The sequence below is a fragment of the Duganella sp. SG902 genome (genome assembly GCF_013376005.1).
GTDB lineage: Bacteria > Pseudomonadota > Gammaproteobacteria > Burkholderiales > Burkholderiaceae_D > Rugamonas.
Map to the genome: position 1 here is coordinate 74,837 of NZ_JABMJK010000014.1, position 10,809 is coordinate 85,645.

10 protein-coding genes are annotated in these 10,809 nt (G+C 67.1%); 9 read left to right on the forward strand and 1 reads right to left on the reverse strand.

Translation table 11 applies throughout. The features are described 5' to 3' along the window. Positions 1-16: 16 nt before the first annotated feature. The 9 genes from FHW83_RS24325 (at position 17) to FHW83_RS24365 (ending at position 10,022) form a co-directional block, all read left to right on the forward strand. The gene (locus FHW83_RS24325) at positions 17-2,857 is read left to right on the forward strand and encodes a glycosyltransferase (RefSeq protein WP_176648947.1); all 2,841 of its coding nucleotides are present in this window, start codon (positions 17-19) and stop codon (positions 2,855-2,857) included. A gap of 44 nt (positions 2,858-2,901) precedes the next feature. Further along, on the forward strand, positions 2,902-3,876 hold the full coding sequence (locus FHW83_RS24330; protein WP_176648948.1) for a hypothetical protein: 975 nt from the start codon (positions 2,902-2,904) through the stop codon (positions 3,874-3,876). A 104-nt stretch (positions 3,877-3,980) separates the two neighbouring features. Beyond that, positions 3,981-4,754 carry a glucose-1-phosphate cytidylyltransferase gene (gene rfbF, locus FHW83_RS24335; RefSeq protein ID WP_176648949.1) on the forward strand — a complete coding sequence of 258 codons (774 nt, stop codon included), beginning with the start codon at positions 3,981-3,983 and terminating at the stop codon, positions 4,752-4,754. Continuing rightward, a complete protein-coding gene (rfbG, locus tag FHW83_RS24340) occupies positions 4,751-5,827 on the forward strand; it encodes a CDP-glucose 4,6-dehydratase (RefSeq protein WP_176648989.1) in 1,077 nt (358 codons plus the stop codon). The genes rfbF and rfbG overlap by 4 nt, the downstream gene beginning before the upstream one ends. 10 nt (positions 5,828-5,837) lie before the next feature. Further along, positions 5,838-7,163, forward strand: a complete 1,326-nt coding sequence (rfbH, locus tag FHW83_RS24345) for a lipopolysaccharide biosynthesis protein RfbH (RefSeq protein WP_176648950.1) — start codon at positions 5,838-5,840, stop codon at positions 7,161-7,163. Between the two features lie 7 nt (positions 7,164-7,170). After that, positions 7,171-7,779 (forward strand): hypothetical protein, encoded by a 609-nt coding sequence (locus FHW83_RS24350; RefSeq protein WP_176648951.1) that lies wholly within the window; start codon positions 7,171-7,173, stop codon positions 7,777-7,779. Continuing rightward, positions 7,776-8,546 carry a hypothetical protein gene (locus FHW83_RS24355; protein WP_176648952.1) on the forward strand — a complete coding sequence of 257 codons (771 nt, stop codon included), beginning with the start codon at positions 7,776-7,778 and terminating at the stop codon, positions 8,544-8,546. Before FHW83_RS24350 ends, FHW83_RS24355 begins: the two co-directional genes overlap by 4 nt. Before the next feature lie 7 nt (positions 8,547-8,553). Next, positions 8,554-9,123, forward strand: coding sequence for a dTDP-4-dehydrorhamnose 3,5-epimerase (rfbC, locus tag FHW83_RS24360; protein ID WP_176648953.1), 570 nt, complete (start codon positions 8,554-8,556; stop codon positions 9,121-9,123). Beyond that, positions 9,120-10,022 carry an NAD(P)-dependent oxidoreductase gene (locus FHW83_RS24365; protein ID WP_176648954.1) on the forward strand — a complete coding sequence of 301 codons (903 nt, stop codon included), beginning with the start codon at positions 9,120-9,122 and terminating at the stop codon, positions 10,020-10,022. The genes rfbC and FHW83_RS24365 overlap by 4 nt, the downstream gene beginning before the upstream one ends. On the opposite strand, the gene FHW83_RS24370 is transcribed toward FHW83_RS24365, so the two are convergent. Beyond that, positions 10,019-10,804 carry a glycosyltransferase family 2 protein gene (locus FHW83_RS24370; protein ID WP_176648955.1) on the reverse strand — a complete coding sequence of 262 codons (786 nt, stop codon included), beginning with the start codon at positions 10,802-10,804 and terminating at the stop codon, positions 10,019-10,021. The genes FHW83_RS24365 and FHW83_RS24370 overlap by 4 nt on opposite strands. Positions 10,805-10,809: the final 5 nt, after the last annotated feature.

The following is a 10,809-nucleotide window of genomic DNA, read 5'->3' on the forward strand; positions in this document are numbered from 1 at the left end:
AGCCGACAATACCAGTATGACTGCCAGCCTCCCCAGCGATGAATCGCAACTGCAGGAATTGAACCGGGCTCTCGCCGCCAACGAACTGACGCACGCGGCCAAGCTCGCGTTTGTGCTGGCCAAGCGCGGCGCCCTGCCCATCATGCAGCTGATCGGCCTGGCCGGCCTGATGGGGCACGCCGGCCAGGCCGAACGCGCCGCCGAGCTCTACCATCTATGGCTGCGCTGCACCGAGTCGCCCCTGCTGTTTGCCGCCTGGTACAACCTCGGCGTGCTGCAGCTGCAGGCCGATGAGCAGCAGGAGGCCGAACAGTCGCTGCGCGCCGCGCTGGCCATCAAGCCCGATTTCATCGACGCCCGCATGACGCTGGGCACGCTGCAGGAACGCCTGCGCCAGTACGACGCCGCGCTGGCCACCTGGCGCGCCGCCCTGGCCCAGATCGATCCCGACCATCCCGCCAGCCGGCCGCAACAGATCCAGGCGCTGAACAGCGTGGCGCGGGTGGCGGCCCTCCGCAAACACTATCCGGAAGCCGAGGACGCCTGCGCGCGCAGCCTGCTGCTCGATCCCAGGCAGCCCGAGATCGCGGCCCAGTGGATCCATCTGCGCCAGCTGCAATGCGCCTGGCCGGTGTGCGCGCCGCTGCCGGGCCTGGCGGAGGCCGACCTCAGCCACAGCGCCTCGGCCGCCTCCACCCTGTGCATCAGCGACGATCCGACCGAACAGCTGGCGGCCGCCCAGCGCCACCCGGTCAACCGCGCGGCCGCGCCGGCGCCGCTTGCCGACCAGCAAGGCTATCTGCACCGCAAGCTGCGCATCGGCTACCTGTGCTCCGATTTCAGCAGCCACGCCGCCGCCCGTCTCACCGCCGAGCTGTATGGCCTGCACCAGCGCGACCAGTTCGAGATCTACGGCTTCAGCTGGCAGGAGGAAGACCGCAGCGGCCTGCGCGCCCGCATCGCGCCGCAGATGGACCACCACATCCGCCTGACCGTGATGAGCGACCTGCAAGCGGCGCAAACCATCCGTGCCCACGAGATCGACATCCTGGTCGATCTGCACGGCCTGGGCACCGACGGCCGCCCCGGCATCCTGGCGCACCGCGCCGCGCCGGTGCAGATCGGCTGGCTGGGCCATCCCGGCAGCAGCGCCATGCCGGCCCTCGATTACATCCTGGCCGACGCCTTCGTGCTGCCGCCGCAACTGCACTCCTCATTTACCGAACAGCCGCTTTATCTGCCGGACTGCGTGCAAATCCACGACCGCCGCCGCGCCGTCGGCCCCGCGCCCAGCCGCGCCAGTTGCGGACTGCCGGACGAGGCCTTTGTGTTCTGCAGTTTCAACAGCAGCCGCAAGCTGGCGCCGGCGCAGTTCGCGGTCTGGATGCGCATCCTCAAGCGCGTGCCCGGCAGCGTGCTGTGGCTGGCCGCCGACAGCGAGCCGGTGCGCGACAACCTGCGCATCGCCGCCCTGCGTCACGGGGTGGCCAGCGAGCGGCTGGTGTTCGCGCCGCATATGCCGCAAGCCGATTACCTGGCCCGCCTGCAACTGGCCGACCTGAGCCTGGACACCCTGCCGTTCAGCGGCGGCGCGGCGGCGGCCGATGCGCTGTGGGCCGGTGTGCCGCTGCTGACCCACGCCGGCCGCAGCTACGCGGCCCGCCTCGGCGGCAGCCTGCTGCACGCCATCGGCCTGCCGGAACTGGTGACGCGCAGCGCCCGCGCGTATGAGGACAAGGCGGTGCGCCTGGCCGCCCGGCCTCAGGAACTGGCGCGCCTGCGCCGCCGCCTCGCGAAGAACCGCGACAGGACGCCGCTGTTCGACACCCCGGCACTGGTGCGCAACCTGGAACAGCTGTACCTGCAGGTCGCGCGCGGCGCCCTGCAGCCCGCCAGCGGTGCCGGCGACGGCGCCGCCCACCGCGACGCCGATGCCAGCCTGCCGCTGGTCAGCATCCTGATCCCCACCAGCGACCTCGACACCGCCGAGCAGCTCGACCGCACCGTGCGCAGCGCGCTGGCCCAGCACTACGGCCGCTGCGAGATCATCGTCAGCGACAGCGGCAGCGGCGACGCCCGCCGCCGCAAGCTGGCCCGGTTGCTGCAGGCCCATCCGCGACTGCGCTACAACCGCGCGCCCGCGCTGGATGCCGCCGACAACCTCGACCATTGCCTGACGCTGGCGGTCGGCGCCTACATCGCGGTGGCCCCGGCCGGCGACCTGCTGCATCCGGAAAAGATCAGCCGCATGATGCACTTCTACCAGACCTACCCGAGCATCGGCCTGGTGGCCTGCTGGCGGCAACCGGTCGACGCCAGCGGCCAGCCGCTGCCGGGCGCGCCGCTGCTGCCGGCGGAAACGGCGGTCGGCGGCGCCTCGCTGGCCGGGGTGCTGCTGACCAGCGAACGCGGCGCCGGCGACGTGCTGTGCCAGCCGGCCTGCCTGTTGCTGCGGCGCGACCATCTGGGCGCGGCGTTTGGCCACTATCAGGGCAAGCGCTACCGCAACCTGGCGGGCGTGGCCACCGCGCTGGCGGTGCTGGCCGGACAGGAATGCGCGTATCTGCCCGCTCCGCTGTGCAGCGGCGAACCGCCGGCGCCGCCAGCCGAGCCCGGCGACGCGCTCGACCTGGCGCTGGAACGCCTGCAGCTGTTGTATGAACCCCACACCCGCCAGTACTTCCTGCCGGACGCGGCGCGCTTCAAGGCCTTGCTGGCGCAACGGCTGGGCGCGCTGGCGGCGCTGGTTGGCGCGCGCTACGACGCGCTGGCCGGGGGCGACCGCCTGCACAACGAGGCCGTCCAGCAGGCCCTGCGCGAAGGCTATGCGCTGCTGCTGGGCCCACCGGGCGCCTGAGGCCCGCTACAATGGGCGCTCCTGCAACGATCCTGCCGCCCATAATGTCCAGCCTGCTTTCGCGCATTGCCGCCACCGAACGTCCAGACCTGGTGGTCGTCATCGGCTACGGCGATGAATTGCCCGTGTTCCGCCATGCCCGCGCGCTGTGGCAGTTTTACGCGTCCCACTTCCCCGCCATCGACCTGGTGTTCGTGCGCTGGAGCGACCAGCTCAAGCCCGGCGAAGTGCATCACAACGGCTACGACCTGCTGGTCGGCATCGGCGACCGCATGCAGGGCGCCACCGGCTACGCCAGCAGCGGCGTCTGGTCCGGCAGCGAGAACGCCAAATGGATTTACCGCCAGATGCTGGTGCAGGACTATCTGCTGCGCACCCGCAGCGCGCCGTTCTACTTCTATCACACCACGCTGACCTCGGTGGTGGACTTCCGCGCCCTGTCCACCGTGCTGGACCAGTTGCCCAAAACCGGCTGCTACGCCGGCCCCATCGCGCGCCTGAACGGCCCGCCCGAGATGGCCGGCCTCACCTTCACCAGCGGCGCCAGCACCATCCTGTCGCACGATGCGTTGCAGCACATGCGCGCACATTACGACCCGCAGCATCCATGGGCGCAGTTTCCCAACGATATCTGGGCGGCACTGATGCTGCCCCACTTCATGCGCACGCCGCTGCCGACCTTCAACTTCGTACGGCCGCGCGCGCCGATGGCGGACGCGGCCGAGTTGAGCGCCATCGCCCGTCATTTGCTGCAGCAGGGACACTTCCATTTCCGCGTCAAAACGGTGGAGCCGCAGGACGCGGCCGGCCGCCGCCAGGATGTCGATCCGTGGATCATGTTGCGCCTGATGGAAACCGTGCTGTCGAGCGAGCACGAGCCTGAACGCACGCGCGCGCTGATGGCCCAGTACGCGCAGGAAGCCAGCGGCGGCGAGCAGGTGCCAGCCCGGCGCGGCGAGTCATTGTTCAGCGGCGCACGCACGCTCCCGCTGTCGGACAGCGAGCTGTTTGCGACATAAACACCGGGGTGAACGGCCAAAACCCCGGTTCTTTTCGTTTAGAATGTTTAAGCAATGGCTGACAATGCAGTCTGTACAGCATTCACCACCCACTTGGAGACAGCATGAAAGCAGTGATTCTGGCAGGCGGCCTGGGCACACGGCTCAGCGAGGAAACCACCGTCAAGCCGAAGCCGATGGTCGAGATCGGCGGCAAGCCTATCCTGTGGCACATCATGAAGAGCTATTCCGCCCACGGCATCAATGACTTCGTCATCTGCTGCGGTTATCGCGGCTACATCATCAAGGAATTCTTCGCCAACTACTTCCTGCACACCTCGGACGTCACATTCGACCTGCAAGCCAACAGCATGGAAGTGCACGAGCGCCACGCCGAACCATGGCGCGTGACCCTGATCGACACCGGCGCCGACAGCATGACCGGCGGCCGCCTCAAGCGTGTGCGCGAGCACCTGAAAAACGAGGAAGCGTTCTGCTTCACCTACGGCGACGGTGTGGCCGACATCGACATCAGCGCCTCGATCGCCTTCCACAAGGCGCACGGCAAGCTGGCCACCATGTCCGCCGTGCAGCCGCCGGGCCGCTTTGGCGCCATCGACTACGAGGGCCAGCGCATCGTCAGCTTCAAGGAAAAACCGCAGGGCGACGGCGCCTGGATCAACGGCGGCTACTTCGTGCTGTCGCCCAAGGTGATCGACTACATCGACGGCGACGCCACCATCTGGGAAAAGGAACCGATGGAAGGCCTGGCCCGCGACAACCAGATGGACGCTTATTTCCACAGCGGCTTCTGGCAGCCGATGGACACGCTGCGCGACAAGATCCACCTGGAAGACCTGTGGGAAAGCGGCAAGGCGCCGTGGAAGAAGTGGCCATGAAGCCGTCGTTCTGGCAAGGCAAGCGCGTCTTCCTGACTGGTCACACGGGCTTCAAGGGCAGCTGGCTCAGCCTGTGGCTGCAACAACTGGGCGCGCACGTCACCGGCTTCGCGCTGGCCCCGCCCAGCCAGCCCAGCCTGTTTGAGGTGGCCGGCGTCGGCAGCGGCATGACCTCCGTCATCGGCGACATCCGCGACGGTGCCGCTTTACAACAAGCCATGCAGGCGGCGCGGCCGGAAATCGTCATCCACATGGCGGCGCAGGCGCTGGTGCGCCATTCCTACGCCCATCCTGTGGAGACCTACGCCACCAACGTCATGGGCCTGGTCCACTTCTTTGAGGCGGTGCGCAACACGCCCGGCATCAAGGCGGTGGTCAACGTCACCAGCGACAAATGCTATGAAAACAAGGAATGGGCCTGGGGCTATCGCGAGAACGAAGCCTTCGGCGGCTACGACCCTTACAGCAACAGCAAGGCCTGCGCCGAGCTGGTCACGTCCGGCTACCGCTCGTCCTTCTTCAACCCTGAAAAATACGCCGAGCATGGCGTGGCGCTGGCCTCGGGCCGTGCCGGCAATGTGATCGGCGGCGGCGACTGGGCCGAAGACCGCCTGATTCCCGACATGGTGCGCGCGATTGCAGCCCGCAAGCCGGTGCGCATCCGCAGCCCGCACGCGATCCGCCCGTGGCAGCACGTGCTGGAGCCGCTGTCGGGCTACCTGACGCTGGCCGAGCACCTGTACGAGCAGGGGCCGGCGTTTGCGGAAGGCTTCAACTTCGGCCCGCACGACATCGATGCCCGGCCGGTCGAATGGATCATCGAGCGACTGTGCCAGAGCTGGGGCGACGGCGCCGCGTGGGAACTGGACTCCGCGCCGCAGCCACATGAGGCACACTATCTCAAGCTGGACTGTTCCAAGGCCCGCGCCCGCCTGCAGTGGCAGCCGCGCTGGCATCTGGGACACACCATCGACATGATCGTTGCATGGCACAAGGCGCAGATGTCCGGCGCCGACATGCGCGCACTGACGCTGGCACAAATCGACACTTATCAAAACACCGCACCCCTTTAAGGCAGCAATCATGAGCGAAGCAAAAACCAAGGAACAACTCCGCGCGGAGATCAACAAGCTGGTGGCCGAATACGGCGCCCTGGCCAGCGTGCCGAAGCCATTCGAGCCCGGCGTGACCGTCATTCCGCCGGCCGGCAAAGTGGTCGGCGCGCCGGAAATGGAACTGATGGTCGAAGCCTCGCTGGACGCCTGGCTGACCACCGGCCGCTTCAACGACCAGTTCGAGGCCAAGCTGGCCAAGCTGATCGGCGTTGATTTCCTGATCACCGTCAACTCCGGCTCCTCGGCCAATCTGGTCGCCTTCAGCACGCTGACCTCGCCCAAGCTTGGCGCGCGCGCCATCCAGCAGGGCGACGAGGTGATCGGCGTGGCGGCCGGCTTCCCGACCACCGTCAACCCCATCATCCAGTTCGGCGCCGTGCCGGTGTTCGTGGACGTGGAGCTGGGCACCTACAACATCGACGTCACCAAGCTGGAAGCGGCGATCTCGCCCAAGACCAAGGCCATCATGCTGGCCCACACCCTGGGCAACCCGTACAACCTGGACGTGATCACCGCCATCTGCAAGAAACACAACCTGTGGCTGATCGAGGACTGCTGCGACGCGCTGGGCTCGACCTACCACGGCAAGATGGTCGGCACCTTCGGCGACATCGGCACCATGTCGTTCTACCCGGCGCACCACATCACCATGGGCGAGGGCGGCGCCGTGTTCACCAACAATCCGGAACTGAAGGCGATCGCCGAGTCGTTCCGCGACTGGGGCCGCGACTGCTACTGCCCGCCGGGCAAGGACAACACCTGCGGCAAGCGCTTTTGCCAGTGCTTCGGCACGCTGCCGCCCGGCTATGACCACAAGTACACCTACAGCCACCTCGGCTACAACCTCAAGATCACCGACATGCAGGCCGCCTGCGGCCTGGCGCAGATCGACCGCGCGGCCGGCTTCGTGCAGGCGCGCAAGGACAACTTCGCCTACCTGAAGGACCGCCTGAAGTCGTGCGAGGAATTCCTCATCCTGCCGGAAGCCACCGAGCATTCCGACCCGTCGTGGTTCGGCTTCCCGATGACGCTCAAGCCGGAGGCCAACATCGCCCGGGTCGACCTGCTGACCTACCTCGACCAGCACAAGATCGGCACCCGCCTGCTGTTCGCCGGCAACCTGGTGCGCCAGCCATACATGCAGGGCCGCAATTTCCGCGTCTCGGGCGAGCTGACCAACACCGACCGCGTGATGAACGACACCTTCTGGATCGGCGTCTATCCCGGCTTGTCGCGCGAGATGCTGGACTTCGTGATCGACAAGCTGGAAGCCTTCTTCGGTGTCAACTTCTAAGCCTGCCGTGAGCGAAGCGGCCGCCTACGTCGCGCCGTTCCGCGACCTGCTGCTGCCCAACGCCCGCCTGCTGGTACAGGCCGGCGCCGGCGATGGCGGCCTGGCGCGCGCTTACCGCAAGCTCTATCCGGCCGCCGGGCTGATGGTGGTGGACGCCGATCCGGCGCTGGCCGCGCAGGCGCGCGAGTACGCCGACCGCGTCTACCAGGCCGACCTGGACACCGTCAGCGCGGCCTTCTACCAGCAGCTGCAATGGGCCGACGGCTGGTACTTCGACGCCACGCTGGAACAGTATGCCGATCCGCCGCGCGTGCTGCGGCAGGTGCGCGCGGTGATCCAGTGCGACGCCGCCATCGTGGCCCGCATCACCAACCGCGCCTACTGGGACGCGCCGGCCGCCGCGCCGCGCCACGGCTGGGTGATCGCGGACATGCTGGAGCTGTTCGCCAACAGCGGTTTCCGCGTCGTCAGCGGCGTGCTGCTGAACCCCGGGCCGCTGCCGGCCGAGGTGCTGGCCTCGCTGCAAGCGCAGGCGGCGCAAGGCGGCGCCACGCTGGAACAGCTGATTGAAGCGGCGCAGCCATCCCATTACCTGATCAAGGCCATGCCCGCGTGATGAATCCGACCCCGCCCTTTTACTGCATCGCCCACGCGCCGTTCAACTGGAAGATGCCGGACTTCATGACCATGGTCGGCTCGGGCGACTACGTTCCGGAAACCGGCCTCGCCATGAGCCAGTTGCTGTCGCCGGAGGAGGCGCTGCGCAACCGCTACCTGGGCGAATACCTGGCGCTGTTTGAGATCCGCCGCCGCCTGATCGCCGAACGGGCCGAGGGCTTCGTCGGCTTCTGCCACTACCGCCGCTTCGCCCTGACCGAACCGATCGGCGTGCTGCACCAGTTCAACTACCATGCCCACCCGGACATGCTGGCCAAGGTCCAGCCCGAGCATTTCTACGGCGACGGCCAGACCCCGATCGTGCCGATCTCGGTCACCTGGGCCGGCACCGTGCTGCAGCAGTATGAAGCGTGCGTCACCGGGCGCGACCTGCTGATGTTCTTTGGCGACGCCATCGATTGCGGCGTGATCAGCAACCTCGAGGCGGCCAATTTCCTCAGCGGCAAAGCGTTCATTCCGGCGCCGACCGTGGCCTTCATCCCGGTGCAATGGTTCGTGGAAATCATCCACGACCTCGAACTGGTGGCCTCGCGCTACTACCGCCACCACTACGTCTACCGCGAGGGCTACGCCGACCGCAGCATCGCCTTCTGCTGCGAGCGCCTGCAAGCCTTCCTGCTGGCCAAGCGCATTGCCGCGTGGGGCCAGGACAAGGTCATCCAGCGGCCGCTGGTGTTGCTGGGCGAAACCTATCCCAACCTGTAGAGACATCATGAAGATTGTTGCCACCGCCATCCCCGGCTGCTACCAGATCGTCACCGACATCCGCCGCGACGAGCGCGGCAGCTTCGTCAAGGTGTTCCATGAGGACATCTTCCGTGAGCACGGCCTGGCCACCGATTTCCGCGAGGAATACTATTCGACCTCGCGGCGCGGCGTGATCCGCGGCCTGCATTTCCAGACGCCACCGCACGACCACGCCAAACTGGTCTACTGCACCCATGGCGCGGTGATGGATGTGGCGCTGGACCTGCGCAAGGGTTCGCCTATGTACGGCCAGCACATCACGCTGGAGCTGAGCGCGGAGAACGGGCACATGCTGTACCTGCCGGCCGGCCTGGCGCACGGCTTCTGCTCGCTGAGCGAGCAGTCCCTGATGGTCTACAAGGTCACCACCGCCTACGCGCCGCACAACGACGGCGGCGTACGCTGGGATTCGGCCGGCATCGCGTGGCCGGTGCAGGATCCCATCATGTCGCCACGTGACGGCACCTTCCCCACGCTGGGCGCGTTCGATTCGCCGTTCGCTTATTCAGCCGGCGCGGCTGGAGCAGGCGCATGAGCGCCGCCGCGCCACGCCGCGCGCTGGTCACCGGCGCCTCGGGCTTTGTCGGCGCCGCGCTGGTGCGCCGCCTGCTGGCGGACGGCTGGGAAGTGCATGTGCTGCTGCGCGAAAGCTCGTCCACTGACGGCCTGCCGGCCGCCAGCCCGCAATTGCAGGTACACCGTCATGACGGCAGCACCCTGCAGCTGATCGACATCATGCGCGTGGCCGCGCCGCAGGTGGTGTTCCACCTGGCCTCGTTGTTCCTGGCCGCGCACCAGCCGCAGGACATCGAACGCCTGATCAACGCCAACCTGCTGTTCTCCACCCAGCTGGTGGAAGCCATGGCCGCCTGCGGCGTGCGCAAGCTGGTGAATACCGGCACCTCCTGGGAACACTATCAGGATCAGGCCTACAACCCGGTCTGCCTTTACGCCGCCACCAAGGCCGCGTTCACCGCGCTGCTGCGCTACTACGTCGAGGTGCATGGCCTGCGCGTGGTCACGCTCAAGCTGTTCGATACCTACGGCGCCGGCGACACCCGGCCCAAGGTGCTGAACCTGCTCAAGCGCCTGGCCAACGACGGCAGTTCACTGGCCATGTCGCCCGGCGAGCAACTGGTGGACCTGGTCTACATCGAGGACGTGCTGGACGCTTTCCTGCTGGCCTGCCAGCAGCTCGACACGCAACCGCAGCCGATGGAGGAGTACGGTGTCTCCAGCGGCCAGCCGCTGCCGCTGAAAGACATCGCCGCACTGTATGCGCAGGTCAGCGGCAAGCCGTTGAATATCGAATGGGGCGGGCGCCCCTACCGCGAGCGCGAAGTGATGGTGCCGTGGCACAGCTACCGCGGCGTACCGGGATGGCAGCCGCGCGTGGGCTTGGCGCAAGGCCTGGCCCTGTTCCACGCCGCCTAGTAGTGGGCGATGTCCAGCACGATGCCGGCGCTGGCCATCAGCGCCTGCCGTGCCTGCCGCGTCGCCATGTTCGGCGCCGGATGCTTGCGGTACAGCTGCAGCATCACTTCGACGATCTTGTCATCGCGTGAATTCCCGCGCCGCATGTTTTCCGGCGCGGTGGCCGCGCTCTTGTGGATCACCACGCCATCGGTGGCGAAGTGCACCAGCGTGCGCCCGTGCATGGCGGCCAGCAGGAAATCCCAATCCTCATAAATGATCAGGTCGGTCTCGTTGCGCACGCCGCGCAGCACGTCGGCACGGTAGGCAACGCAGCTGTTGGGTATGCGGTTGCGCACGTACACGCTGTCGAAGGTGACGTCGGCGATCGATACGCTTTGCCCGCCCGGCAGCGGCTTGGGCGGGTACACCGTGCGGTCCTCGTTCTGGATCTGGAAATCGCAGAACAGCAGTTCCGGCTTGTCCTTCAACAGCCGCGCCTTGAGCTTGGCCAGGTGGTCCGGGCGGTAGGTGTCGTCGTCGTCGAGGAACAGAATGTATTCGGAATCGGCGATCGCCAGCCCGAGGTTGCGGCTGGCGGCCGGGCCCGGCACGCCGGTCGAACGCAGCACGTAGTCGAAGCGCTTGTCCAGCTGCGACAGTTCCTGGTACGGCGGCAGATAGCCGGGCGTATCGGACACCACCACGATCTTGAAGTCCTGGCAGGTCTGCGCGATCAGCGACTCCAGCGTGCGCTTGAGCAGCAGCGGGCGGTCGTGGGTGGGAATGATGATGGTGAACACGGGCA

Coding starts and splice junctions, on each gene's coding strand:
- FHW83_RS24325 (WP_176648947.1), top strand. CDS start 17: ATGACTGCCAGCCTCCCCAGCGATGAATCGCAACTGCAGGAATTGAAC.
- FHW83_RS24330 (WP_176648948.1), top strand. CDS start 2,902: ATGTCCAGCCTGCTTTCGCGCATTGCCGCCACCGAACGTCCAGACCTG.
- rfbF (WP_176648949.1), top strand. CDS start 3,981: ATGAAAGCAGTGATTCTGGCAGGCGGCCTGGGCACACGGCTCAGCGAG.
- rfbG (WP_176648989.1), top strand. CDS start 4,751: ATGAAGCCGTCGTTCTGGCAAGGCAAGCGCGTCTTCCTGACTGGTCAC.
- rfbH (WP_176648950.1), top strand. CDS start 5,838: ATGAGCGAAGCAAAAACCAAGGAACAACTCCGCGCGGAGATCAACAAG.
- rfbC (WP_176648953.1), top strand. CDS start 8,554: ATGAAGATTGTTGCCACCGCCATCCCCGGCTGCTACCAGATCGTCACC.
- FHW83_RS24365 (WP_176648954.1), top strand. CDS start 9,120: ATGAGCGCCGCCGCGCCACGCCGCGCGCTGGTCACCGGCGCCTCGGGC.